Source organism: Candidatus Ruthia magnifica str. Cm (Calyptogena magnifica) (genome assembly GCF_000015105.1).
Classification (GTDB): domain Bacteria; phylum Pseudomonadota; class Gammaproteobacteria; order PS1; family Pseudothioglobaceae; genus Ruthia; species Ruthia magnifica.
The window spans coordinates 240,882-266,432 of the sequence record NC_008610.1; the positions used below are offsets into that span (position 1 = coordinate 240,882).

The following is a 25,551-nucleotide window of genomic DNA, read 5'->3' on the forward strand; positions in this document are numbered from 1 at the left end:
ACACGATGCAAAAAATCATTCTTGCTAGCAATAATCAAGGCAAAATTAAAGAGTTTAATATTATGTTAAGCGGTATTTATGAAGTTGTATCTATGCAAGATATGCAAGTTGAAGAAGTGCCAGAAATAGGATTAACCTTTGTTGAAAATGCACTGATTAAAGCCAGAAACGCATCTATGATATCAGGCTTACCAGCTTTAGCAGACGATTCAGGTATTGTGGTTGATGCGTTAGGTGGCAGGCCTGGTATTTATTCTGCTCGTTATGCGAATCACCATGGTGATGATAAGGCAAATACACAAAAACTGCTGAATGAAATGGCGACAGTGCCTGAAGGTGCGCGTAGTGCTCGTTTTTGGTGTGCAGTTGTTTTTGTTGGGCATGAAAATGACCCAACACCTATTATCATTCAACGTGGCTGGGAAGGTGAAATACTGCGTGAAAAAATGGGTGATAATGGGTTTGGTTATGATCCAATTTTTTATCTTCCGACCCATAACTGTACTTCTGCTGAGCTTTCATCCATAGAAAAAAACAAAATTTCTCACCGAAGTAGAGCTTTATCAGCACTACTTAAAATACTCAAAACAAATCAGTGGACTATGCGCTAGAATTACCACCATTGGTGTTGTATATTAATTATACGGTGTATTAAAAAATGTCTCTATTGTGATTTTAATTTGCATGAGGGTAGTCAACAAAGTTGACAATATTACTGCGTTGTTAAAAGACTTTGATGGGGATTATGTTCAAAGTCGCTCCGTTCAATCTATTTTCTTTAGGTGGTGGCATGCCCAGTTTAATAAGTGAAAAAGCGCTTTCTAAGTTGTTTTCTGATTTAAAGATGAGACTTAAATTTGTAAATTATATTGAAATTACTTTAAAAACTAATCCGGATACTTTTTAGATTGAAAAGTTCAAAGCATTTAAACGTATTGGTGTTAATCGACTCTCAATTGGTGTGTAGTCTTTTGATAATCAACATCTCAAATCATTGAGTCGTATTCATAATGCTAATAAATCAATTTATGCTTGTGAACAAGCTAAGTAAATAGGGTTTAAACGTTTTAATATTGATATTATGTATGGATTGGAAAACCAAACATAAGACGATTGTCTGTCTGATATCAATCAAGCTATGAATTTAAATCTTGATCATATTTCTTTTTATCAATTAATCATTGAGCCAACACTTATTTTGCTAAATTTACACCGATTTTACCAAATGATGATGATATTTGGCAGATGGGTAGTAAGGTTCTAAATTTATTATAAAAAAATGGTTATGTAGGCTACGGAAGTGTTTGCTTTTGGAAAGACGCCGTTAAAACACAATCTAAATTATTGGCAATTTGGTGATTATATTGCTATAGGTGCTGGCGCTCATGGAAAAATTACCTGCTTAAACGAGCATTATTTATTTATAACGACAAAGGCGTACTCGCCAAAAGATTATCTAAAAAATAGGCAAAAGTAAGTTAAATCCATTGAAAATTTAAGCTTTGATTTTATGTTCAATGGATTTAAGCTAATGCATGGATTTGATTTAGCTTTTTTTACATTAAGAATAGAACAATCAATACGAGCAATTGAATACCAATTAAATCAGGTTCAAGTATTAGGTCTACTTGAGTTAAATGATAAACGTATTCTACCTAGTGAAAAAGGTTTTGATCTTTTGAATAATTTGCAAGCTATTTTTTTTGATACAACTAAATTATGAAAGTTTTGTTGTCATTAATTTTGCTCGTATTTGTGTCATTGGCCAGTGCTAGTGATATTGAACATTACTCTATGTTTGACCATTGATAAAAAGTTGTGTTTACTTAAGCGTTATATTGCTCAGTTGCTTTTAACAGTTTCTATTTTTGATATTTGCTATGAATCTTTTACCTCAAAGATAAATAACCCCATCTCCAATTGTTTAAATTTTCTAGCATATTAATGTTTTGAAGTTGTTTTTATAAAACAATTCTTTTCATCATCAATTGCAAATTAATCTAAGTTTTTAGTAATATTTAAGAAAATAAATAAGAATATACAACTACAACTACTTTAGTAATTCTAACTTTAATTCAATTGTCTTTTACCAGTAATATTTATGATGGGCATGGCAAAAATCAGCATTAGGTATAGCCAGATTTTGCACAACAAATGCAGAATTTAATGATATCAGATAGACGGTTTAATGGATAAAGGTGAGATACTATTTATCAAAAACTGTTTAAGTTGTCATGGTAATAACTTGTTGGTTAAAATATTTAACTCAAAACCTAGTGATTTAAGAGCTATGTCTTGTATGCATTTAAATTGGGGGTGTTACTTGAAAAATAACTAATGTATAACACTATTTCGGTTTGGAAAGGCATTCTTAAAGAGGTGAATATATGATATCTTGTGAATTATATTCAATTTTTAAATGCTGATATGTTAAATAGAGAACACTCTAATATGCAAGGCATGAATCATACGGGTATGCAAATCAAAGATAAATACTAATGGAATAAAATAAAGAAAATGAACAATAAAAGACTATTACGTAGACAATTTGTTAAGGGTGTTACTATAAGGTGCAACTGTTTTAGCAATTAGTCCAAGTATTTTATTTACTGGCATGTGTAACAATCTTAACAGGTGATATCTTCATCTAAATATTTCAGAGTAAAGTGTAAACTTTACTGGTGTCATGAGAGCGGTTACTACAGCTAATAATACTTCACTTATGTCGTTATTAAAATTTAACGAAAATGATATGATTATTTTGTATGTTAAAAATAACCTTTAAGAGAACGTCTATTTTTATTGACATGGCTTGATTTTGTCATCAGAAATGGATAGCGCTCCTGATATTAGTAATGATTTCTATGGTATTAAGTCATGTGAGATTTTTATTTATCGTTTTAAGACCAAACAAAGTGTTACAGATATTATGACATAAATGCATATTTTTGATCAAGCGCATTTGATCATTGTAGCATCTATTGATACAGGATATTGTTGAATATTCAAAATACTGATGTAATCTTAATGTGCGGATCTTTGTCTGTCGTTGTAGATACAATTTATATTTTTAAAATGACCACAAGAATATTAATCAGAATTTATTTGGAGCTTTTATTTAAAATACTTTGCATTTCAGTGACCGACAATATTTTGTATTCGCTGTTTCATATATTATTTAATTCAATGATTGCAGGTGCGACAATGGTAATGTTATCACTCACTGTGGTTAGTAATCTCAATCGATTAAGGTGCATCAAAATTAGTGCCGATTTATGATAATATTTGCAAATATAATAGAATTGGTATTAATTTTTGGCATTATTTAGTGATTTTGATTGTCAAATAAATAATCAAATTGATTGTATGAGCATTAAGTAAAATAGTGCTTTAATAAATTTTTATGTTAAACAACATGTCTAATAACACAAACAATATTACGAGCGTTTTAACAGAAAGCTTACCTTATATTAAAAAATTCCAAGGTAAAACTATCGTTATTAAATATGGTGGTAATGCCATGGTTGATGAGGCCTTAAAATCCAGTTTTGCACGTGATATTGTGTTGATGAAATTAGTTGGTATGAATCCAATTGTGGTGCATGGTGGCGGTCCACAAATTGGCAAGACACTAAAGAAAATTGGTAAACAAAGTCAATTCATTGATGGTATGCGTGTTACCGATTCAGAAACTATGGACGTGGTTGAAATGGTACTAGGTGGTCTGGTTAATAAAGAAATTGTAAATCTAATCCACCAACATGGTGGTCATTCAATTGGGTTGACTGGTAAAGATGGTAGTTTAATTTCTGCTAAAAAATTAAAGCATGATATTGAACCAACATCTGAAATTATTGATCTTGGTCATGTGGGTGAAGTGGATAAAATTGACATCTCAGTAATTAATTTATTATTAAAAGGGGATTTTATTCCAGTCATCGCGCCTATTGGGGTGGGTAAGGATGGTTTTTCTTATAATATAAATGCAGATTTGGTTGCAAGTGCGATTGCACAAGCGTTGAATGCTGAAAAGTTAATATTATTAACTAATGCGTCTGGTTTATTAGATGCCAATGGTGAATTATTAACTAGGCTTGATGACAATATCATTGATGGATTGATTAAGGATGGTACGATTCATAGTGGCATGTTGCCAAAAATTAATTGTGCTTTGTCAGCCGTTAAAAATGGTGTTAAATCTACGCATATTATCGATGGACGGGTTGCACATGCGGTATTGTTAGAAGTCTTTACGAATAGTGGTGTAGGTACACTAATTACTTGTAATGAATAAAGCTAGTATTAAGATACATGATTGTCAAATTTTGGCACATTATCAGTTTGAAGGCAAGCAATATATTTTAACTTTGGCATCGAACATTATTGCTAAACAAACTAAGCCAGGACAGTTTGTACACCTTACTGTCTCTAGTGCTTTAGCCATGAGGCGACCTATTTCAATTATGTCAGTTGATATTGAAAATGGTACCTTTGATTTACTTTATAAGGTGGTGGGTGAAGGCACTCGTCAACTATCGCAGCGTAAAGTAGGCGATATATTGTCAATTATTGGCCCTATCGGTAATGGCTTTAAACTCACTGATAAAAAACGACCACTATTGATTGGCGGTGGTGCGGGTATGCCACCGATGATTGCTATTGCACAACAAATAAAAGATCTTGGCTATGAATCTTTTGCAATCCTGGGTTCTGAAGTGCCATTTCCATTTGTTGACAAGTTGGCCGATAATAACAAAGATTATCAAGGCGCAACATACACCATGCCTGAGTTAGAAGATTGGGGTATTGAATGTCGCTTAACCAGCCTGCAAGGTTTTGATGGTACATTCAAGGGCTTTGTAACTGATTTAGCTAAAATATATTTAGATAATTTAAAAACTGATGAAAGAATGCAAGTTGAAATATATGCTTGTGGTCCACGTCTAATGTTAGTAGCAGTAGCCAATTTGGCTAAAGAATATAACTTACCTTGTCAAATTTCATTAGAAGAAAATATGGCTTGTGCTGTGGGTGGTTGTGCAGGATGTGTGGTTGAAATACAAACTAACCAAGGCATTTCCATGAAGCGCGTTTGTGTTGATGGCCCAGTTTTTGATGCCTACCAAATATTTTGATTAAGGATAACTTAGAAAAAATTCAAGAAAGAATTAACCAAGTTAATCACACTCAGTTTGTTACTTTAATTGCAGTGAGCAAAACCAGATCGGTAGATGAATTGCAGCAGGCCATTAATACGGGTCAGAAACATTTTGCTGAAAATTATCTGCAAGAAGCACTCATCAAAATTAATCACTTAAAAGGCCAAAACCTAATTTGGCATTTTATTGGCCCTATTCAGTCAAATAAAACTTTAAAAATTGCCAAAAATTTCGATTGGGTACATAGTGTAGACCGATTAAAAATTGCTAAAAGGCTCAATGAGCAACGTCCAAAAAACTTACCAAATTTAAAAGTGCTTTTGCAGATTAATATTGATAACGAGCCTATCAAATCAGGTGCATCGATTGAACAAATTGATGAACTAGTTACTCATTTTGAAAGTCTAAAAAATCTCACTTTAAGAGGCTTTATGTGCATACCAAATCCTTCTAATTCAGCGCAAAATTTTACAAGAATGACAAGTATTATTAAGCAATACCCAAACTTAGATGCTTTATCAATGGGCATGAGTCGTGATTTAGAATCAGCCATTACTAATGGTGCTACTTTTTTACGTATTGGTACAGATATTTTTGGCAAGAGAGCTTAAATATAATCATTTTCTTTTTAAAGTAATGTTTTGTGACTGATTTTCAAAAAAATCAGAATCAAAAATTTTATGCTTTAGTTTTTATAAAAATTTTTGTGTATCCCAAATAAGTAAGAATAAACGATAATTTTTGTTCAATATTCATCAGCCAATAAATTCAAAAGGTTGGTTTGGTTTCACGTTTTGTGATTAGTAATTTTTCAACCATGTCAATTGGTAGATCAGGATTGATCATTGTAGTATGCCTAATTTTTACCCAATATTTAATTTGATTGGACACTATTCTTAATTCTTTTTTGGTCTGAATTTTGGCTCGATTGTATAAATTTTTATTGATTCTGGTTTATATTACTTGTCGCTTGGTTAATAATATAAATTTATTTTATTAGAATTGTAATAAGTTACCACACAATATATAACTATCCATTTAAACATGGTATGAATATTAAACCACTAATCACTAATGGCATAATTGATAAAATTTATAACGAGCTGATTGGTCAGTTAGTTAAGTAAACCCATCTTGTTGCTACACTTAATCAGTCTAGGTCAATGGTTGATACTTTATTTGAAATGTTTTTTAAAAGATAGTTTGGATATGAGTGATGCTGATTGAATATTGATTTTGTGAAAGTTCCAGCCAAGTAAGATAAACCGGTATTTTAATTGCTTATAACTGACACCATGATTAAAACTGCAAAACTATTGAGCAAAGAAGTTAACAATAAGAGCATTGTTTAATTTAGGTGTGACTTTTAAGTGCGATATTTATATTGTCATGAATGGGTAAGTGTTTAGTTTTGATAGGGTAGAGAAAAATAAAGAACTGGATATTTTTATATCCTTATAGTTCTTTGAGTGGGTTTAGTAGATTTTATTTTGTCATATGTTCAATAGCTTCTTTTAGTTGATCATCTGAACAAATCATATAGATACCTTTCGGTGACATTTACGCTGTCACTTTGACTAGTAGATATATAATGCCGCGTTTAATCCATTAAACTTAGGCGCGTTAGTAACGCCAATACTATGCCAATTAGCGTATACAGAAATATAAACTCCCTTCGCCATTGCGAGATTTTTTAGCAACTTAATGACGTTAACTCTGTTGATATTTCAATACTTGAGGATAGAATTAGACCACTAGATCAAGTATATTTGAAAGGTGGTTGATGTTAACGTCATTAAGTTGCTAAAAAATGTATCAACGCCAAATAATAATAAAAATAGTAATAATAGCCGCCAGTGAATTTTTCAAGTACATAGTATTTTTTCTTGTTTTTTAACATAGCCTTGTGCCAATATCGATAGATAACCCGTTCATAAAAATAAGTTATAATTCTAGAGAAGGGAAGTATTACACTAACAAGTCAATAATAAGTATCAAAAATGATTAAAAAAAAACGCTTAAGTGGTATTAAAGTATTAAAAATAAGCACTTGGGTTAGTGTTATTTTTACGTTCATTTTTGTATTAGTAGTGTTATTTTTTGTCATCTTTCCAATGTTACTAAAAGTACCGATTGAGACTCAATTATCAAGTTTAACTGGGCTTGATGTTCAGTTGTCTAAAATTACATTTGATTTTGAAAAGAAAGGTATTACTTTAAAAGTGCATGATATTTCCATCGCATCTGGTGAAGCTCAGCAAATGGCCATGATTAAAAATTTATCTTGGCATATTAATCTGCTAAGTTTGTTTGATGATATTTATCATTCTAGTCAAATTTTTATTGATACTCTAGTGCTTTATTCTAATCTTGATGATTTCAGTATAGACGACATTAGAAATATAGCCTCACTTGGTATGCTAAAAGAACTATATTTTTTTGAATCTCTGCATATTAATAAAACAATTATTAAAGATACAGTTGAAATTGCATCATTGACGCTTAAAAGAGATGGGATGCAATTGTTGTTAACAATACCTAATCAGAGTATTGGCACTAAACACCTTGACATTACGATTATCTTATCTAGTGCCAAGATTAATCAAAATGGCTTTTTAACGTTACCAATTACTTTGAGTGGTGATGATTTTGAGTTGTTGTCAAGTCTTAAAATATATAGCTATCAAGGTTATGATTTTATCCAATTTAGTGGCCTTATTCAGCGTATGAATGTGATTAATATTAGTGATTATTTACCTATGGTATTGATAGGTGATATAAATCATCAATGGATTAAGCATGCATTTCAATCAGGTGAATTGGATAATATTAATATCAGCATTAAGAAAAATCTTTCAACGCAATTACCAGCAAAGATAAAATTTGATGCGCACTTAAGCAATACTGAATTATTATTCAATACTGATTGGCAAAGTCTTAAGCAATTAGATGCAAATATTGCCATTGATGGTAGAAAAATCACAGTTATGGTCAATCATACTATGTTAAACGACATGTTTTTGCAAGGTATGAAAGTTCAAATATTGGACATGAGCAAAGATAAATTAGAGATTAGCGTCGTTGGTAAAATTAATACTCAAAGTGAAATATTAACCCAATTTTTAAAAGATGCACCACTGAATGATAATGTAAATGATGTGCTTGGGAAATTTAGTCTATCTGGAAAGGTGGTAGGTAATGTAGATTTAATCATATCACTGGATGAAACAGAGCCGATATTGGATATTAATTTGAGCATTCAAGATAACCGTATGACAACATTGGGTGGCGCAATTGTGGTTAAGAACTATGATGCACAATTGACATTGCATAATAACAAAATTACTTCAAAGGGTGTGGGCAATATTCGGGGTGAGTCATTTAATATTCGCATCAATTCTAATAATCAAGATAGTGGTTTAGATGCATTATTTAAAGTAGGGCTTACTAACGGTAATAATTTTGAGTTTTACTTGACTAAATATTTGGATCAAACATGGCAAGCAAATGTCAAGTCCGATACGTTAAAAACTGATGTAAAAATTATACTAAATGAGAACGCTTTGCCTGAGGTAAAATTGATAAACCTTCAAGTAGAGGCGTTAGACAAAATAAAAGGCAATTGGGATATTCAGGCAAAAGATTTTCCCAGTATGCATTTAAGTGTACAAAACATACAAGTTGGTGAAAGTAAGTGGCCTGATTTTGAGGCCACACTTGGATCTCAGGACAAGGTGCTTAAAATCATTAATTTAGAATTTTTAGGCATAGGTGTGAATAGTCAAAACCTTAGTTTTGACGGTGCTTGGGTTGATGGTAGAACTATACTCACTGCTAAAGCAAAAGGTAGTAAGTTGAGTAAATTTCTTGATAAATTAAACATTAAAGAAAAAGTTCGTGGGGGTCAATTTGAATTTGATATACGCTTATTTTGTAATTGTGCTCCGTGGAATATGAGTTTTAAAGGCGCCAGTGGTTTGATTAAAATGAAAGTTAAAGAAGGTGTGTTTACCAATAAAGACCCTAATATTAGCCGGGTTTTATCATTGCTTAATATTAAATCCATTGCTAAGCGTTTAGAATTAGATATCACTGATTTGGTTAGTGAAGGGTTTGTTTATGATACTATTGATGCACAAGTTTCTATTAATAATTCTATGGCGACTATTAGCCATTTTAAACTTGACTCAAGTTCAAGCACGATTAACCTAACAGGCTCAAGTAATATTGTTAAACAAACTTATCATTTAGAAGCAAAAGTATTACCTGCCATTAGTGATGCCGTGCCGATTACTACTTATTTGGCTGGTGGTGGTTTGTCAGGTATGGTGGTTTGGCTTGTGGATAAAATTCTATTTAAAGGTAAATTGATTAATAATATTGTTGATAAAGTTGTTGAATTTAAATATAAAATAACAGGTCCGTGGAATAAGCCTATTATTGAAAATATATCAACCGTATTATGATTGAACAACTATTGGATGATCATCGTCTAAATCAAGAAAAAATAACTATTTTATTGTCTTCTTTGGCAGCTAAGGGTACTGATTATGCAGATTTATATTTTCAACATTCAGCGGTTGAATCTTGGTTTTTAGAAGAAAGTATTGTTAAATCTGGCACTTACCACATTAGTCATGGTGTGGGTGCTAGAGCTGTCAGTTCTGACCAAACTGGTTTTGCTTATTCAGATGATTTAAATATCAAAGCGATTGAAAAAGCCATTAGTTTTGCTAAAGGAATATCGACTCAAACTGGCACGAGAAGAATTCAAGCTTTTCAGTCTATTCCACAAGTTGCTAGATATAATGGCTCGAATCCGCTCAGTAGTTTCAGCTCGCAAGAAAAAGTTAATTTTTTAAAAAGAATTGATATATTGGGCAGAAAGGAGCCTAAGGTTAAGCAAGTTAGTGCCTTGATTTCTGGTGGATTTAGCGAGGTATTAATTGCTTCAACTGATGGTGTATTTGCAAAAGATTATCGTCCAATGGTGCGTGTTAGTGTGAGTATTATTGTTGAGCACAATGGTAGAACTGAATCAGCCTCAAGTGGTGGTGGTGGTCGATATAATTATCGATATTTTATTGACCATGCCTTGGATGAAATTTATGTTAATGAAGCTATTAGACAGGCGTTAGTAGCACTGGAGTCAAAAAAAGCACCTGCTGGAAATATGCCAGTTATACTGGGTCCTGGCTGGCCAGGAGTATTATTACATGAGGCTATTGGCCATGGCTTGGAAGGTGATTTTAATCGTAAAAAATCATCCATATTCACTAACAGAATTGGTGAGCAGGTGGCCAGTGATAAATGTACTATTGTTGATAACGGCACTTTGGAAAATAGGCGTGGCAGTTTAACAATTGATGATGAAGGCATTCCAACACAAAATACTTTGTTGATTGAAAATGGCATCTTAAAAGGTTATTTATTTGATAAAATGAACGCTAAACTAATGAATACAGTGTCAACAGGCAATGGTAGGCGTGAGTCTTATGCCCATATTCCCATACCAAGAATGACCAATACTTACATGCTAAACGGACAGGATTCTTTAAAGAATATGATTACTTCTGTTGATAATGGTATTTATGCGGTTAATTTTGATGGTGGTCAAGTTAACATTACTTCAGGAAAATTTGTTTTTAGTGCTAACGAGGCTTATCTTATTAAGAATGGAAAAATTATGCATCCTATTAAAGGTGTGACACTAGTAGGTTCTGGTGCTGAGGTATTAAAGAAAATATCTATGGTAGCAAATGATTTAAAACTTGATAATGGCGTTGGTGTGTGCGGTAAAGATGGTCAAAATGTGCCTGTAGGTGTTGGTCAACCTAGTTTAAAAATAGATCAACTAACCGTAGGTGGTACTGAGGTTAATGCATAATTTAGCCATCTAGAGATGTATTTGTTGGTTATAGGTGAATTGATTGATTAAATTAGATATAATGTCTAGAAATCTATGTTTTGGAGTTAGGAGAAACTAGGTGTTAGAGAGTTATATACCTGTCATTGTTTTTATTTTTCTAGGGCTTGCTTTTGGTGTTGGACCAATGTTAATTGGTTATTTATTAGGGCCAAGTAAACCATATGAAGAAAAAAATACTCAATTTGAGTGCGGTTTTCCTGCCTTTGATGATTCGCGTATGTATTTCAATGTACGTTATTATCTAGTGGCTATTTTATTTATTTTGTTTGACTTAGAAGTTGCCTTTGTTTTTCCATGGGCAGTGGTTCAGTCTCAATTGGGCTGGTTTGGCTTTATCGCGATTAGTATTTTCTTATTTTTACTGGCGGTGGGTTTTATTTTTGAGTGGAAAAACGGCGCACTTGAATGGGAATAGCTAATGGCAATTGAAGGTTTAATGAAACAAGGTTTTGTAACCACATCACTTAACAATGTTATTAACTGGGCAAGAACAGGCTCGCTTTGGCCTATGACTTTTGGCTTGGCGTGTTGTGCAGTAGAGATGATGGAAGCGGGTTCTTCTCGCTATGATTTAGACCGTTTTGGTATTGTTTTTAGACCCACACCACGTCAATCAGATTTAATGATTGTAGCGGGCACACTCACCAATAAAATGGCACCGGCTTTACGCAAAGTTTATGACCAAATGCCTGAGCCAAGATGGGTAATTTCTATGGGCTCGTGTGCGAATGGTGGTGGTTATTATCATTACTCTTATGCAGTTGTTAGAGGTTGTGATCGTATTGTTCCCGTTGATATTTATGTTCCAGGCTGCCCGCCAACGGCAGAAGCGTTACTATACGGTATCATACAATTGCAAGATAAAATCCGCAGTACTAACACCATTGCAAGAACTTAATGCAAGATTTAAAAGCATCATTAATTAAGGTTTTCGGTGAACGTCATTTGGTTGAAGCTTTTGGAGAGTTGACTTTAATAGTTGATTCTCAAGATATTATTAAAACCTGTTTGAAATTAAGAGATTTTTTCTATTTTGACACATTAATAGATTTATGTGGTGTTGATTATTTAACTTATGGACAATCAGACTGGAATGGTAATGCGAGTGCTTCTGGTTTTTCTAGAGGGCGTAATCATCAAGGTTCAAAAGACAGACATGAACAGCGTTTTGTTGTGGTGTACCATTTATTATCTGTCAGTAAAAATAAACGTATTAGAGTGAAATCATTTGTTGATGAGGCCGAGCCTATTATCAAGTCAGTTACTGATATTTGGGCATCTGCTGATTGGTATGAACGTGAGGCCTTTGATTTAATGGGTATTTTATTTGAAAATCATACAGACTTGCGCCGGATTTTGACTGATTATGGCTTTAAAGGTCACCCCTTACGTAAGGATTTTCCAATGATTGGCGAAGTTGAAATGCGTTATGACGAAGACTTAGGTCGGGTGGTTTATGAAAAAGTGAGTATTGAGCCAAATATTAACGTACCAAGGGTAATCAGGAAGTAAAATGGCTGAAATTCGTAATTATACCCTTAATTTTGGCCCTCAACATCCTGCAGCGCACGGCGTGTTGCGCCTTATTTTAGAAATTGATGGCGAGGTGATTGAACGCGCTGACCCGCATATTGGCTTATTACATCGTGGTACAGAAAAATTAGTAGAATCAAAGCCATATAATCAATCAATTGGTTATATGGACAGGCTTGATTATGTTTCAATGATGTGTAACGAACATGCTTATATCATGGCGATTGAAACCATGTTAGGTATCAAAGTTCCTGAACGTGCTCAGTACATCCGAGTGATGTTTGACGAAATTACTCGAATTCTTAATCATTTAATGTGGTTAGGTACACACGGGCTTGATGTGGGCGCGATGAGTATTTTCTTATATGCATTTCGTGAACGTGAAAAATTGATTGATTGTTATGAGGCAGTATCAGGCTCACGTATGCATGCAACTTATTATCGTCCAGGCGGTGTTTATCGAGATTTGCCAGATAAAATGCCACAATATTTAGCTTCAGGTTTTCGTACGGATAAAGAATTGAAGACAATGAATGAAAATCGACAAGGTTCATTATTAGATTTTATTGCTGATTTTGTTAAAGAATTTCCAAAAAGTATTAAACAGTATGATGATTTATTAACGGATAATCGTATTTGGAAACAGCGGTTGGTAAACATTGGCATTGTTTCTGCTAATCGTGCCAAACAACTAGGGTTTACAGGCCCTATGCTTAGAGGTTCTGGGGTGGCATGGGACTTGAGAAAAAATCAACCTTATGCAGTTTATGACCAATTAGAGTTTGATATCCCAGTGGGAGTGACAGGCGATAGTTACGATCGTTACTTAGTGCGGATGGAAGAAATGCGCCAATCAAACCATATTATTAAACAATGTGTTAAGTGGCTACAAGGAAACCCAGGTGCAGTCATGAGTGATGATCACAAGGTGTCACCACCTAAACGAACTGACATGAAAGGTGACATGGAGTCTTTAATTCATCATTTTAAATTATTTACCGAAGGTTATTGCTTGTCAGAAGGTGAAATTTATCGCGCTGTTGAACATCCAAAGGGTGAGTTTGGGATATATTTAATTTCTGATGGTGCTAATAAGCCTTACAGGGTCAAAATTAGAGCGCCCGGTTTTGCGCATTTGGCCGCGATGAATGAAATGGCAAGAGGGCATATGTTGTCAGATGTTGTAACTATTATTGGTACGCAAGATATTGTATTTGGTGAAATAGATAGATGATTTCTATTGGAGCAAAAAAACAAATTGATGCTTGGATTGCAAAATATCCAAAAGATAGGAAAAGTTCCGCCGTTATGCAAACTTTAAAAATTATTCAAGCAGAAAATGAAAATAAATTGAGTGCTGATACCATTCAAGCGGTGGCTGATTATTTAGATATGCCAGATATTGCTGTTCAAGAAGTGGCGACTTTTTATGAAAATTATAATCATAAAAAAGTTGGTAAATATGTGATTCGTTTTTGCCATAATATCTCATGTATGTTGAATGGTGCTGATGATTTAATTGCGTATTTAGAAAATAAATTGGGCGTTCAAACAGATGAAGTAACACCTGACGGCTTAATTAGTGTTAAAAAAGTTGAGTGCTTGGGTGCTTGTGTGGGTGCGCCAATGTTTCAAATTAATGATGAATATTTTGAAAATCTTACTTTTGATAAAATTGATAAAATTGTGGACAACCTCAAATGAACGAGGTTTGCTTTAAAAGTTTGATCAAAGACCAGTGCTGGTCGCTTAAGACTTATGAAGCTAATGGTGGTTATTCAGTCTGGTGTAAAATTCTAAAAGGTGAGCTAACACCTGAATACATTATTGATGAGCTTAAAACCTCGGGCTTACGTGGTCGTGGTGGTGCTGGGTTTCCCACTGGACTTAAATGGAGCTTTATGCCGCGTCATTCTGACGGGCAAAAATACGTGATTTGTAATTCAGACGAGGGTGAGCCAGGCACTTGTAAAGATAGAGATATTTTAAGGTTCAACCCACATGCCGTGATTGAAGGCATGGCAATTGGTGGGTTTGTTATGAATGCTAGTGTTGGCTATAACTATATTCGCGGTGAATTTATGGAACCATTTTATCGCTTCGAAGATGCATTAAAAGAGGCTTATAAAGTAGGATTACTGGGTCGAAATATTAACAACAGTTCAGTTAATTTTGATTTATACACACATTTAGGTGCAGGTGCTTATATTTGTGGTGAAGAAACCGCTTTATTAGAATCTATTGAGGGTAAGAAAGGCCAGCCTAGATTTAAGCCACCATTCCCTGCTAATGTAGGATTATTTGGCAAACCTACTATGATTAATAATACCGAGAGTTTTGCAAGCGTGCCTGAGATTTTAAGATGTGGCGGACAGTGGTTTGCAGATATCGGGGTTGAAAACTCTGGTGGTTGTAAGTTATTTTCAGTCTCAGGCCACGTTAAAAATCCGGCAAATTTTGAAGTACCTATGGGCACACCTTTTAAAGATTTACTCAAGATGGCAGGTGGTATGCGTGATGGTGCTAGGTTAAAAGCCGTGATTCCAGGTGGTTCGTCAACTCCAGTACTAACCGCAAAAGTTGCTATGAACATGACTATGGATTATGATGGCATTGAAAAAGCAGGCTCAATGCTCGGTGCAGGTTCAGTCATTATTATGGATGAGTCAACTTGTATGGTAGAAGTGCTAACAAGGTTGACACATTTTTATTATGATGAGTCTTGTGGACAATGCACCCCTTGTCGTGAAGGTACGGGTTGGCTATATCGCGTATTAAAACGTATTATTGATGGTAATGGCGAACAGACTGATATTGACTTATTATTAGGTGTACAAGATAAAATTATAGGCAACACCATTTGTGCACTGGGCGACGCTGCAGCAATGCCAGTGGAAAGTTTTTTACGCAATTTTAGACTGGAATTCAAATATTATATTGAGCATGGAAAGTCAATGGTGAAAGGATAATTTTATGGCTGATATTGAAATTGAAATTGATGGCAAGATAATTAGCGCTAAAGCAGGTGAAATGCTAATCAAAGTTACTGATAGAGAAGGCGTTAGTGTACCAAGATTTTGCTATCATAAAAAATTGTCAGTAGTTGCCTCTTGTCGAATGTGCTTGATAGATGTTGAAGGTGCACCCAAGCCACAACCAGCTTGTTCTACGCCTGTGAATGAAGGTATGAAAGTCCACACACAAAACGACAAAGCTAAAGTCAGTCAAAAAGCAGTGATGGAATTTTTACTCATTAACCATCCGCTTGATTGTCCAATTTGCGACCAAGGTGGTGAGTGTGAGTTGCAAGATGTGGCTGTTGAATACGGTTCAGATGTTTCTCGTTTTTCAGAAGACAAGCGCATTGTATCAGATAGTGATATTGGTGCACTCATTCAAACGGATATGACACGTTGTATTCATTGTACACGTTGTGTACGTTTTGGTTTAGAAATTGCTGGCATAATGGAGATGGGCGGTACTGGACGAGGTGAGCATTTAAAGATTGAGCCGTTTTTGAGAGAAGGTATCCAGTCTGAATTGTCAGGCAATATGATCGATGTTTGTCCAGTTGGTGCGCTCACCTCTAAGCCATTTAGATATGAGTTAAGGTCATGGCAGATGCATTCAATACCTAGTATCGCAAGACATGATTTAGTGGGTTCAAATCTTTTTGTACAAACTTACAAGGATAAGGTTAAACGAGTTGTGTCTGCTGATAATGATTGGGTTAATGAAACTTGGATTTCTGATCGTGATCGTTTTTCGTATGAAGGTTTAACACATGAAAATAGATTGTTAGAGCCTCAAATTAAAGTTCAAGGACAGTGGAAACAAGTGAGCTGGAAAGTAGCATTGGATTATGCTATAAAAGGACTCAATAGTCATGTTTTAAAGCATAAAAAAGTCAATCAATTAGGCGGTTTAGTATCAAACACAGCGACCATGGAAGAGCTTTATTTATTGAAAAAAATCTTAACAGAAGTTGGTTGTGATAATATCGATCATCGTTTAAATGTTAAAAACTTAGACAATACTATTACACTTGATTCAAACATAAAATTGGATGCTTTGGAAAAGATAGATTACGCTCTGATTGTCGGTGCTAATATTCGATTGGAACAACCCATGATTAATCATCGTTTGCGTAAAGCGACAAAAAAAGGTGCTGATATTGATACATTAAACGTAATGGCGTTTGACTTTAACTATTCACTTAATACTGAAAATATTATTGCACCAAATAAAATAGCTTTTACGTTGGCAGGTGTGCTTAAGTCAGTTATAACCAGTAATACCCAAGAGTTACCTGACTATTTGGTAGCTGTTGAGATTGATGAGGTTGCTAACAAAATAGCTTCTAAATTGTTAAATTCTAGTAGTTCTGTTATTATTTTAGGTGAGCATATTATTAATAATGAAGACGCTTCAGTCATTGCTAATTTAGTTACCAAAATTGCTAAAAATACCAATAGTAAAACACTTAATTTGAGCATAACAGCAAATACTATAGCAGCTAATTTGGTTGGGTTTGTGCCGCAAAACTCTGGCATGAATGTTAATACGATGTTTACGTCTGATATGCTTGGCTTTATCTTGCTAGACATTTATCCTCAGTACGATTTTCATGATTTAGATACAGCTATTAAAACCTTCATGCCAGATAATACTTTTGTCATTTCTTTAAATAGCTTTAAGGACGATATCGTTACTGGCTATTCAGATGTTATTTTTCCAATTGCCAGTATTTATGAAACCTCAGGAACGCAGCTTAATATTAACAACGATATGAAATCCTACACAGCAGCAGTTAAAGCGCCAAATGAAGTTAAACCTGCTTGGAAAGTCTTAAAAGTCATGGCTGATTTATTAGAATTGCCAGGCTTTCATTATGCAGATTCTACCCAGATTAGAGCTGAAATATCTCATCAACCACATGCAAAATATGTTCATGATGAGTGCATTAATCTGACCAGTAAACATAATGGTATTAGCACAATTTGGCAAAGTTCACCTTATAGTATTGATGCTGTATTAAGACACAGTAGAGCATTACAAAAAACTAAAATAGGACAAATGAATAACGCTTGTATAAACCCAGTAAGTGCTGAAATATTAGGCTTATCAGCCGATGATAAATATTTAGGTGTACCTGTGGTGATTACTAGTACAGTGGCAGATGATTGTGTATTTATCAATGCCAACCAACCAACTAACATTCAGGAGCAAGAGTAATGGAGCTTTGGCAAGCTTTTGTGCAAATGGTATATACGCTTACCCCTTGGTTTGATGGCACAATAGCCAGTATTTTAATTATTTTGATTAAGGCAATTACGTTGGTGATACCTCTAATGTTAGTGGTTGCTTATTTCACTTACGCTGAACGCAAAGTGATTGGCTACATGCAATTACGTATCGGACCTAATCGTGTTGGTCCAAAAGGTTGGTTGCAGCCTATTGCTGATGCTTTAAAGCTAATGACTAAGGAAATAATTTTTCCTACTAAGGCAAATATTTATCTATTTTTATTGGCGCCTGTATTGGCGATTGCACCTGCTATTGCAGTATGGGTAGTGATTCCATTTGATGAAGATATTTATATTACGAATCTAGATATTAGCTTGTTGTATGTTTTGGCAATTGGCTCTATTGGGGTTTACGGTATTATTTTGGCAGGCTGGGCGTCCAACTCTAAATACCCACTATTAGGCGCACTTAGAAGTGCATCTCTGTTAGTCTCGTATGAAATTGTCATTGGTTTTGCGCTGGCAACAGTTGTGATGATTGCTGGTAGTGTCAACTTAAACACCATTGTTCAAGCACAGCAAGGCGGTATTATCTATTGGAATTTTATTCCCTTGTTTCCTATGATGATTATCTTTTTTATCTCAGCTCTTATAGAAACCAATCGCGCACCTTTTGATGTTGTGGAGGGTGAGTCAGAAATTGTTGGTGGCACACATGTTGAATACTCGGGTATGACGTTTGCAGTATTTTTCTTAGCAGAATACGCCAATATGATTTTAATGGCAGTACTTGCTGTGGTAATGTTCTTTGGTGGCTGGCATTCTCCTTTTGAAGCTATCCCTTATCTTGAAAGTGCATTTTCTTGGGTGCCAGGTATTATTTGGCTATTAGCGAAAACAACCTTCTTTATGTTTTTATATTTATGGGTACGTGCTACTTTTCCGCGCTTTAGATACGACCAAATTATGCGTTTATCTTGGAAGGTGTTTTTACCAATCACTATTATTTGGATATTTGTTGTGGCGTTAATGACCCAATTAAAATTAGAACCATGGTTTTAAGTGAGCATATTTTATGATTAAAAAATTAAGTAAATTGGTTAAAGATTTCACCTTAAGCGAATTACGCACTGGGATGAAAATTACGGCAAAAGAACTGGTCAATAAAAAAATTACTGTTCAATTCCCAGAAGAAAGAACCCCGATATCGCCACGTTTTAGAGGCTTGCATGCACTACGTCGTTATCCCAATGGTGAAGAACGTTGTATTGCTTGTAAATTGTGTGAAGCCGTTTGCCCAGCGAACGCGATTACCATTGAATCTGAAATGCGCGATGATGGTACACGTCGAACCATTGTGTATGATATTGATTTATTTAAGTGTATTTTTTGTGGATTTTGCGAAGAAGCTTGTCCTGTTGATGCGATTGTTGAGACACAAATTTTTGATTATGCGTTTAAGTCAAGACAAGGTAGTATTATGACTAAAGAACGCCTATTAGAAGTAGGCAGTCAAAATGAACAAGCCATTAATCAAGCTAGACTTGAAGATGCTAAGTATAAATAAAAGTAGATAATGAATTCCGAACAAATAATATTTTATATCCTTTCATTTTGGTTTATTGTTAGTTCCTTGGCGATGATTTTTTCACGTAATGCAGCAAAGGCAGTTTTATTTTTAGTGCTGGCATTTTTTAATGCCGCTAGTATTTGGATTTTACTTGAGGCCGAATTTTTAGCTATTACTTTAATTTTGGTTTATGTGGGTGCGGTCATGGTTTTGTTTTTATTCGTGATTAAAATGCTTAATATCGACAAATCAACACTCAGGGCAAAATTTACAGGCTATTTACCATTAGGGCTTATTGTTGCTGCTATTATTGTTGCTGAGATGAGTTTGGTGTTGGGCGCTAATCAATTTGGGCTAGATGTGTTTAGCAGCCCAGAGCGTCACGGTATGGATTATAGTAATATTACGGTATTGGCAATGCAACTTTATACCACCTATGTTTATCCATTTGAGCTTGCTGCAGTGTTGTTATTAATTGCAATTATTGCTGCTATTACCTTGGTATACAGAAACGAAACCAGCCGTAAAAAACAATCTATTTCTGAGCAAGTGAATGTTCAAGCTAAAGATAGGGTAAGGCTTGTTTCAATTACTCCTAGTAAGGGAGATAAATAAATGGTCAGTCTGAGTGATTATTTAATTTTAAGCAGCGTTATTTTTTGCATTGGTTTGGTGGGTATCTTTGTTAATCGTACCAATATCATTACACTATTAATGTGTGTAGAATTAATTTTGGTTGCTGTTAATACAAATTTTGTTGCATTTTCACATTTTTTAGGCAATGAAGTAGGGCAAATTTTTGTTTTCTTTATTTTGACGGTAGCGGCAGCTGAAGTTGCCATTGGTTTGGCGATTTTAACCTTGTTATTCAGAAACAGAGGCTCTATTAGTGTTGATGTTACTAACAGTTTAAAGGGTTAATAATGGAAAAACTTTACTTAACAATTGCATTTTCACCTTTAGTAGGCGCAATCCTTGCAGGATTTTTTGGTACCATTCTCGGCAAAACAGTTACACACATATTGACCATTTTAGGTGTGTTGATTTCAACTGTATTGTCTTTGTATGTGTTTAATTATCATGTTTTAGAACAGGGTGAAGTTTTTAATCAAAATCTATACACTTGGATGCAACTTAGTAATCTAAATGTTAGTGTTGGTTTTTTAATTGATAATTTAACAGCTGTGATGTTGGTGGTGGTGTCCTTTGTCTCACTCATGGTGCATATTTATACTATTGGCTATATGCATGACGACACAGGCTATACAAGGTTCTTTAGTTATATCTCTTTGTTCACGTTCTCAATGTTTATGCTAGTGATGAGTAATAATTTTATGCAACTTTTCTTTGGCTGGGAAGCGGTTGGATTGGTCTCATATTTATTAATTGGCTTTTGGCATCATAAAGAAAGCGCAATACAAGCAAATCTTAAAGCTTTTTTGATTAATCGTGTGGGCGATTTTGGCTTTTTACTAGGTATTGGTTTGGTGTTGGCGTTTAGTGGCTCATTAGATTACATGGAAGTATTTTCAAGTCTTGATAAGACAATGAATCAACAGCTTTGGGGCTTAGACCTTATCACTATTATTTGTCTGCTATTATTTGTTGGTGCAATGGGAAAATCTGCACAAGTGCCGCTGCATGTTTGGTTGCCAGGATCAATGGAAGGTCCCACACCAATTTCAGCCTTAATTCATGCAGCAACTATGGTAACCGCAGGTATCTTTATGGTATCACGCATGTCACCTATGTTTGAACTAAGTGATGTTGCGCTAATGGTCATTATGATTGTAGGTGCGATTACTGCTTTGTTTATGGGATTGCTCGGTATTGTACAAAATGATATTAAAAAAGTAGTTGCTTATTCAACTTTGTCACAATTGGGCTATATGACGGTTGCGCTAGGTGTGAGCGCTTATTCAGTCGCAATTTTTCATCTAATGACACACGCATTTTTTAAAGCACTGTTATTTTTAGGCGCAGGTTCAGTCATTGTTGCCATGAAACATCAACAAGACATTCGTAAGATGGGTGGGTTACGCAAAAAAATGCCAATTACTTATTGGACTGCATTTATTGGCACGCTAGCTCTAATTGGCTTTCCAGGTTTTTCAGGCTTCTACTCAAAAGACATGATTATTGAGGCAGTGCACTTTTCATCGTTACCATATGCAAGTTGGGTTTATGTTGCGGTGATAGTGGGGGTGTTTATTACTGCTTTTTATTCGTTAAGAATGTTCTTTTTGGTCTTTCATGGCAAGTCTAGGGTGGATGTGCATACTGCTAAACATTTACATGAATCCGCACCTTCAATGATATTCCCACTAATCGCTTTATCTATTCCATCTTTGATGATTGGATATTTGACGATTGAACCCATGTTGTTTAATGGTTGGTTAAATAATGCGATTACCATTGCCTCAAGCCATGTTTCTATGACTGAGTTACGCGGTGAATTTCATAGCGCAGCCTCAATGATACCTCATGCAATACAAACCTTACCATTTTGGATGATGATAGGTGGTATTGTCACTGCCTGGATTTTTTCAATTTATAGAACACAATGGTCTGATTGGATACAAAAGAAATGTCATCGTACCAGCTACGTACTTGAATCCTTGTACGGTTTTGATCGTTTTAATGACATTGTTTTTGTCAGCGGCGTTAAGAAACTAGGTAACATTTTATACAAAGTGTCTGATGTTGGTTTGATTGATAAAATACTAGTTAATGGTAGTGCAAAACTCATTGGTTTGGTTGGTAAAATTATACGTCCCATTCAAACAGGCTATGTTTATCACTACGCTTTTTTTATGATTTTTAGTTTATTAATTATTTTAACTTGGGTGTTATTTGCAGGCAACAATCCATTGCTTGAATTTTAATTATGCAAAATTCGCTACTTAGTTTACTAATTTGGTTGCCAATTTTCTCTAGTGTTTTGGTTATTTTTATTGGTAACAATCGCGTTAATACAGCCCGTTGGGTGAGTGTTATCATTTCAATACTTGTTTTTATGATATCACTAAGCCTTTATACAGGCTTTGATTCATCAACACATTTGATGCAGTTTGTTGAAAAAGAATCTTGGATATTACAACTTAATATTCATTATCATATCGGTGTAGATGGTATTTCTATGCCACTTATTATTCTGACAACCTTTTCAACAATTTTAGTCATTGTTGCAGGTTGGGAAGTGATTGCCAAAAGATGCGCTCATTATATGGCAGCATTTTTAATGATGGAAGGTTTGATTATTGGTGTGTTTTCTTCATTGGACGCCATTCTATTTTATGCATTTTGGGAGGCGTCATTAATTCCTATGTTGTTGATTATTGGCATTTGGGGTGGGGACAACCGTGTGTATGCTTCCATTAAATTTTTTCTATATACCTTTTTAGGCTCGGTATTTATGCTGGTGTCGTTTATTTATATGCATAATAAAGGCGGCTCATTTTTAATCCTTGATATGCACAATTTGGAATTAAGTTTAGAGGAGCAAAGCTATATCTTCTGGGCATTTTTTATGGCATTTGCGGTTAAAGTGCCCATGTTTCCGGTACACACTTGGTTGCCAGATGCACACGTACAAGCACCAACAGGTGGTTCTGTCATTCTAGCAGCAATCATGCTAAAAATGGGCGGCTATGGCTTTTTCCGCTTCTCACTGCCCATTACGCCTGATGCTTCATTAGAATTTTCAGAAATCATTATTGTGTTATCACTCATTGCTATTGTTTATATTGGTTTTGTTGCACTTGTGCAGCGTGATATGAAAAAACTCATCGCTTACTCCTCAATTTCACACATGGGTTTTGTAACATTGGGTGTATTTACCTTATTTTTAACTTACAAGCCAGATACAATAGAAGGTGCATTATTAGGTCTTGAAGGCGCCATGGTACAAATGATTTCGCATGGTTTTATTTCAGCCGCCATGTTTTTAGTGGTGGGTGTGTTGTATGATCGTTTACATTCAAGAGAAATATCAACTTATGGTGGTGTTATTAATTCTATGCCCAAATTTACAGGCTTTGCTTTACTATTTGCAATGGCTAATGTAGGTTTGCCAGGAACTTCAGGTTTTGTGGGAGAGTTTATGGTCATCCTGGGGGCCATTCAAGCAAATATTTGGTACGGCGTATTAGTGGCAAGTACACTCATTGTAGGTGCGGCATATACATTATGGATGGTGAAACGAGTGTTTTGGGGCGTTGTTAGTAATCCTGCTGTAGCAACCCTAAAAGATATTAATGCTCGTGAATTTTCAATGCTTGCTATTTTGGTAGTAGCAGTATTGATCATGGGCTTATATCCACAACCAGTGCTTGAACTGATGTATATCTCAATTGAGCATTTATTACATCAAGCTTTAACGTCTAAATTTTAACTTATGAACAATTTTATCGAATTTGACACATCATCTTTATGGATTGCTCTACCAGAGATTTTTTTGCTCAGTGCAATTGTGATAGTTTTATTGATAGATCTGTTTTTAGACAAGAATTTTAAGCAAGTTACCTATTATTTAATCCAACTAAGCTTATTCATTACTGGATTATTGGCATTTAATTTAATTGATCACCCTCAGATAATTATTTTTGGTGGCTCGTTCGTGTTAGATAATATGGCATCAGTATTTAAAGTATTTATGATGGCTGCTACAATGGTTGCCATGGTTTATTCACGTCATTATCTAAGGACACACTCACTTTTTAGAGGCGAGTATTTTGTTTTGGTCTTATTGTCAGTATTAGGTATGATGGTAATGGTATCAGGCTATAGTTTATTAACCCTATATCTAGGGTTGGAAATCTTATCCCTATCATTGTATGCACTAATTGCCATTGCACGTGAAAGGGCAGATGCCATTGAGGCGGCACTTAAATACTTTGTCCTAGGTGCAATTGCATCAGGTCTATTACTATATGGTATGAGCATGATTTATGGCATTAGTGGCAGTCTTAATATTAATGATATTGCCAGTTTTGCATCCAATACCAATCTTGACTCAAGAGAAACACTGATTATTAATTTTGGCTTGGTATTTTTGGTTATTGGTATCGCTTTTAAATTAGGCGCTGTGCCTTTTCATATGTGGGTGCCTGATGTCTATCAAGGCGCACCAACTTCAGTCACACTTTTTATCTCAACTGTACCTAAAATTGCAGCATTTGCTATGTTGGTACGTATCTTAGTTGATGGCTTGGATAGCATGCACGCCTACTGGTCAGATTTATTCATGGTATTGTCTATTTTGTCTATCGCGCTGGGTTCTGTTGTTGCGCTCATGCAAAGTAATATCAAACGTATGTTAGCCTATTCAACTATTTCACACGTTGGTTTTATCATGTTAGGCTTTGTTGCTGGTACGCCAATTGGTTATGGTGCAGCCGCGTTTTATATGTTGGTTTATGTACTGATGAGTTTAGCGGCGTTTGGCATGATTATTCTACTTAACAAACAAGGCTTTGAAATTGATCAAATTTCTGACTTTAAGGGACTTAATAAACATGCCCCATGGTTTGCACTGATGATGTTAATTATCATTCTATCTATGGCAGGTGTTCCACCATTGGTTGGTTTTTATTCTAAATTTTTCATTCTTCAACAAGTGGTATCAGCAGGGTTTATAACGATTGCAGTTATTGTTGTTATCTTTGCTGTTATTAGCGCTTATTACTATTTACAAATTATTAAATCCATGTATTTTGATGAGACTGATAAAAAAATAACTATCTATGCGTCAATAGATATACAGTTAGTTTTGTCAATCAATGCCATCTTAATATTAGCAGTTGGTTTGTTTCCAGATTTTTGGATGAAATTAGCACTATCACTATTCTAAGTCAGTTCTTATCTTAAGATTTTAAATATATACCTTAATAGGTGTTTGTTGGCTTAATAAATAAATTCTAATGCCGTTTTTAGATCAAGCTATTAAAATTGACGGCATTCACAAAGATAGTGTTAAATATTTATCTAAATTTAATGTCGATATTTGGAAAGAAGTTCTTAGAAAAATTATTGATGAAACACAGTTCATTTTTGATAAAGAATGCTGGAAAATATAAAATATACCTTCCATTTTTACTGTTAATACGAGTAAAA

25 protein-coding genes are annotated in these 25,551 nt (G+C 34.6%); 24 read left to right on the top strand and 1 reads right to left on the bottom strand.

Annotated elements, in window-relative coordinates; all coding sequences use genetic code 11:
* The first annotated feature begins 5 nt into the window (after window positions 1–5).
* The 7 genes from rdgB to RMAG_RS01200 all read left to right on the top strand — a co-directional run bounded on the left by rdgB (window position 6) and on the right by RMAG_RS01200 (window position 5,770).
* Entirely contained in the window at window positions 6–611 is a 606-nt protein-coding gene (gene rdgB, locus RMAG_RS01180) for an RdgB/HAM1 family non-canonical purine NTP pyrophosphatase (protein WP_011737638.1), read from the top strand.
* A gap of 125 nt (window positions 612–736) precedes the next feature.
* Window positions 737–907 (top strand): hypothetical protein, encoded by a 171-nt coding sequence (locus tag RMAG_RS05980; RefSeq protein ID WP_235093636.1) that lies wholly within the window; start codon window positions 737–739, stop codon window positions 905–907.
* 393 nt (window positions 908–1,300) lie between these two features.
* Complete coding sequence (locus RMAG_RS05985; RefSeq protein WP_235093634.1) at window positions 1,301–1,477, top strand: hypothetical protein; 177 nt, start codon at window positions 1,301–1,303, stop codon at window positions 1,475–1,477.
* A gap of 54 nt (window positions 1,478–1,531) precedes the next feature.
* A complete protein-coding gene (locus RMAG_RS05990) occupies window positions 1,532–1,723 on the top strand; it encodes a hypothetical protein (RefSeq protein ID WP_024792089.1) in 192 nt (63 codons plus the stop codon).
* A gap of 1,680 nt (window positions 1,724–3,403) precedes the next feature.
* Window positions 3,404–4,294 (top strand): acetylglutamate kinase, encoded by an 891-nt coding sequence (gene argB / locus RMAG_RS01190; RefSeq protein WP_011737639.1) that lies wholly within the window; start codon window positions 3,404–3,406, stop codon window positions 4,292–4,294.
* A complete protein-coding gene (locus RMAG_RS01195; RefSeq protein ID WP_011737640.1) occupies window positions 4,287–5,135 on the top strand; it encodes a dihydroorotate dehydrogenase electron transfer subunit in 849 nt (282 codons plus the stop codon). Before argB ends, RMAG_RS01195 begins: the two co-directional genes overlap by 8 nt.
* On the top strand, window positions 5,132–5,770 hold the full coding sequence (locus tag RMAG_RS01200; RefSeq protein ID WP_011737641.1) for a YggS family pyridoxal phosphate-dependent enzyme: 639 nt from the start codon (window positions 5,132–5,134) through the stop codon (window positions 5,768–5,770). Before RMAG_RS01195 ends, RMAG_RS01200 begins: the two co-directional genes overlap by 4 nt.
* A gap of 157 nt (window positions 5,771–5,927) precedes the next feature.
* Here RMAG_RS01200 and RMAG_RS06225 read toward each other — a convergent pair whose 3' ends face one another.
* Window positions 5,928–6,107, bottom strand: a complete 180-nt coding sequence (locus RMAG_RS06225) for a TA system antitoxin ParD family protein (protein WP_041194916.1) — start codon at window positions 6,105–6,107, stop codon at window positions 5,928–5,930.
* Between the two features lie 1,052 nt (window positions 6,108–7,159).
* Between RMAG_RS06225 and RMAG_RS01210 the strand changes: the two genes are divergently transcribed.
* The 17 genes from RMAG_RS01210 to RMAG_RS05790 all read left to right on the top strand — a co-directional run bounded on the left by RMAG_RS01210 (window position 7,160) and on the right by RMAG_RS05790 (window position 25,514).
* The gene (locus RMAG_RS01210) at window positions 7,160–9,625 is read left to right on the top strand and encodes a YhdP family protein (protein ID WP_011737642.1); all 2,466 of its coding nucleotides are present in this window, start codon (window positions 7,160–7,162) and stop codon (window positions 9,623–9,625) included.
* A complete protein-coding gene (tldD, locus tag RMAG_RS01215; protein WP_011737643.1) occupies window positions 9,622–11,046 on the top strand; it encodes a metalloprotease TldD in 1,425 nt (474 codons plus the stop codon). Before RMAG_RS01210 ends, tldD begins: the two co-directional genes overlap by 4 nt.
* A gap of 100 nt (window positions 11,047–11,146) precedes the next feature.
* Complete coding sequence (locus RMAG_RS01220) at window positions 11,147–11,503, top strand: NADH-quinone oxidoreductase subunit A (RefSeq protein WP_011737644.1); 357 nt, start codon at window positions 11,147–11,149, stop codon at window positions 11,501–11,503.
* A gap of 3 nt (window positions 11,504–11,506) precedes the next feature.
* Window positions 11,507–11,986 (top strand): NuoB/complex I 20 kDa subunit family protein, encoded by a 480-nt coding sequence (locus RMAG_RS01225; RefSeq protein WP_011737645.1) that lies wholly within the window; start codon window positions 11,507–11,509, stop codon window positions 11,984–11,986.
* Window positions 11,986–12,600 (top strand): NADH-quinone oxidoreductase subunit C, encoded by a 615-nt coding sequence (locus RMAG_RS01230; RefSeq protein ID WP_011737646.1) that lies wholly within the window; start codon window positions 11,986–11,988, stop codon window positions 12,598–12,600. The genes RMAG_RS01225 and RMAG_RS01230 overlap by 1 nt, the downstream gene beginning before the upstream one ends.
* A gap of 1 nt (window position 12,601) precedes the next feature.
* Entirely contained in the window at window positions 12,602–13,855 is a 1,254-nt protein-coding gene (locus RMAG_RS01235; RefSeq protein ID WP_011737647.1) for an NADH-quinone oxidoreductase subunit D, read from the top strand.
* Complete coding sequence (locus RMAG_RS01240) at window positions 13,852–14,325, top strand: NADH-quinone oxidoreductase subunit NuoE family protein (protein ID WP_011737648.1); 474 nt, start codon at window positions 13,852–13,854, stop codon at window positions 14,323–14,325. The genes RMAG_RS01235 and RMAG_RS01240 overlap by 4 nt, the downstream gene beginning before the upstream one ends.
* Complete coding sequence (nuoF, locus tag RMAG_RS01245; protein ID WP_011737649.1) at window positions 14,322–15,590, top strand: NADH-quinone oxidoreductase subunit NuoF; 1,269 nt, start codon at window positions 14,322–14,324, stop codon at window positions 15,588–15,590. The genes RMAG_RS01240 and nuoF overlap by 4 nt, the downstream gene beginning before the upstream one ends.
* A gap of 4 nt (window positions 15,591–15,594) precedes the next feature.
* On the top strand, window positions 15,595–17,856 hold the full coding sequence (gene nuoG, locus RMAG_RS01250; RefSeq protein ID WP_011737650.1) for an NADH-quinone oxidoreductase subunit NuoG: 2,262 nt from the start codon (window positions 15,595–15,597) through the stop codon (window positions 17,854–17,856).
* Window positions 17,856–18,929 (top strand): NADH-quinone oxidoreductase subunit NuoH, encoded by a 1,074-nt coding sequence (gene nuoH / locus RMAG_RS01255; RefSeq protein ID WP_011737651.1) that lies wholly within the window; start codon window positions 17,856–17,858, stop codon window positions 18,927–18,929. Before nuoG ends, nuoH begins: the two co-directional genes overlap by 1 nt.
* Before the next feature lie 13 nt (window positions 18,930–18,942).
* Window positions 18,943–19,434, top strand: coding sequence for an NADH-quinone oxidoreductase subunit NuoI (nuoI, locus tag RMAG_RS01260; protein ID WP_011737652.1), 492 nt, complete (start codon window positions 18,943–18,945; stop codon window positions 19,432–19,434).
* Between the two features lie 9 nt (window positions 19,435–19,443).
* Window positions 19,444–20,052 (top strand): NADH-quinone oxidoreductase subunit J, encoded by a 609-nt coding sequence (locus tag RMAG_RS01265; protein ID WP_011737653.1) that lies wholly within the window; start codon window positions 19,444–19,446, stop codon window positions 20,050–20,052.
* On the top strand, window positions 20,053–20,358 hold the full coding sequence (gene nuoK, locus RMAG_RS01270; RefSeq protein WP_011737654.1) for an NADH-quinone oxidoreductase subunit NuoK: 306 nt from the start codon (window positions 20,053–20,055) through the stop codon (window positions 20,356–20,358).
* A gap of 2 nt (window positions 20,359–20,360) precedes the next feature.
* A complete protein-coding gene (gene nuoL, locus RMAG_RS01275; protein ID WP_011737655.1) occupies window positions 20,361–22,322 on the top strand; it encodes an NADH-quinone oxidoreductase subunit L in 1,962 nt (653 codons plus the stop codon).
* A gap of 2 nt (window positions 22,323–22,324) precedes the next feature.
* Complete coding sequence (locus RMAG_RS01280; RefSeq protein WP_011737656.1) at window positions 22,325–23,830, top strand: NADH-quinone oxidoreductase subunit M; 1,506 nt, start codon at window positions 22,325–22,327, stop codon at window positions 23,828–23,830.
* Between the two features lie 3 nt (window positions 23,831–23,833).
* Entirely contained in the window at window positions 23,834–25,288 is a 1,455-nt protein-coding gene (nuoN, locus tag RMAG_RS01285; RefSeq protein WP_011737657.1) for an NADH-quinone oxidoreductase subunit NuoN, read from the top strand.
* Between the two features lie 70 nt (window positions 25,289–25,358).
* Window positions 25,359–25,514, top strand: a complete 156-nt coding sequence (locus RMAG_RS05790) for a hypothetical protein (RefSeq protein ID WP_157834508.1) — start codon at window positions 25,359–25,361, stop codon at window positions 25,512–25,514.
* Window positions 25,515–25,551: the final 37 nt, after the last annotated feature.

What these genes read in the sequence shown, in the direction of transcription:
- rdgB (WP_011737638.1), top strand. Translation starts at nt 6, where the DNA reads ATGCAAAAAATCATTCTTGCTAGCAATAATCAAGGCAAAATTAAAGAG.
- RMAG_RS05980 (WP_235093636.1), top strand. Translation starts at nt 737, where the DNA reads ATGGGGATTATGTTCAAAGTCGCTCCGTTCAATCTATTTTCTTTAGGT.
- RMAG_RS05990 (WP_024792089.1), top strand. Translation starts at nt 1,532, where the DNA reads ATGCATGGATTTGATTTAGCTTTTTTTACATTAAGAATAGAACAATCA.
- argB (WP_011737639.1), top strand. Translation starts at nt 3,404, where the DNA reads ATGTTAAACAACATGTCTAATAACACAAACAATATTACGAGCGTTTTA.
- RMAG_RS01195 (WP_011737640.1), top strand. Translation starts at nt 4,287, where the DNA reads ATGAATAAAGCTAGTATTAAGATACATGATTGTCAAATTTTGGCACAT.
- RMAG_RS01210 (WP_011737642.1), top strand. Translation starts at nt 7,160, where the DNA reads ATGATTAAAAAAAAACGCTTAAGTGGTATTAAAGTATTAAAAATAAGC.
- tldD (WP_011737643.1), top strand. Translation starts at nt 9,622, where the DNA reads ATGATTGAACAACTATTGGATGATCATCGTCTAAATCAAGAAAAAATA.
- RMAG_RS01225 (WP_011737645.1), top strand. Translation starts at nt 11,507, where the DNA reads ATGGCAATTGAAGGTTTAATGAAACAAGGTTTTGTAACCACATCACTT.
- RMAG_RS01230 (WP_011737646.1), top strand. Translation starts at nt 11,986, where the DNA reads ATGCAAGATTTAAAAGCATCATTAATTAAGGTTTTCGGTGAACGTCAT.
- RMAG_RS01235 (WP_011737647.1), top strand. Translation starts at nt 12,602, where the DNA reads ATGGCTGAAATTCGTAATTATACCCTTAATTTTGGCCCTCAACATCCT.
- RMAG_RS01240 (WP_011737648.1), top strand. Translation starts at nt 13,852, where the DNA reads ATGATTTCTATTGGAGCAAAAAAACAAATTGATGCTTGGATTGCAAAA.
- nuoF (WP_011737649.1), top strand. Translation starts at nt 14,322, where the DNA reads ATGAACGAGGTTTGCTTTAAAAGTTTGATCAAAGACCAGTGCTGGTCG.
- nuoG (WP_011737650.1), top strand. Translation starts at nt 15,595, where the DNA reads ATGGCTGATATTGAAATTGAAATTGATGGCAAGATAATTAGCGCTAAA.
- nuoH (WP_011737651.1), top strand. Translation starts at nt 17,856, where the DNA reads ATGGAGCTTTGGCAAGCTTTTGTGCAAATGGTATATACGCTTACCCCT.
- nuoI (WP_011737652.1), top strand. Translation starts at nt 18,943, where the DNA reads ATGATTAAAAAATTAAGTAAATTGGTTAAAGATTTCACCTTAAGCGAA.
- RMAG_RS01265 (WP_011737653.1), top strand. Translation starts at nt 19,444, where the DNA reads ATGAATTCCGAACAAATAATATTTTATATCCTTTCATTTTGGTTTATT.
- nuoK (WP_011737654.1), top strand. Translation starts at nt 20,053, where the DNA reads ATGGTCAGTCTGAGTGATTATTTAATTTTAAGCAGCGTTATTTTTTGC.
- nuoL (WP_011737655.1), top strand. Translation starts at nt 20,361, where the DNA reads ATGGAAAAACTTTACTTAACAATTGCATTTTCACCTTTAGTAGGCGCA.
- RMAG_RS01280 (WP_011737656.1), top strand. Translation starts at nt 22,325, where the DNA reads ATGCAAAATTCGCTACTTAGTTTACTAATTTGGTTGCCAATTTTCTCT.
- nuoN (WP_011737657.1), top strand. Translation starts at nt 23,834, where the DNA reads ATGAACAATTTTATCGAATTTGACACATCATCTTTATGGATTGCTCTA.
- RMAG_RS05790 (WP_157834508.1), top strand. Translation starts at nt 25,359, where the DNA reads ATGCCGTTTTTAGATCAAGCTATTAAAATTGACGGCATTCACAAAGAT.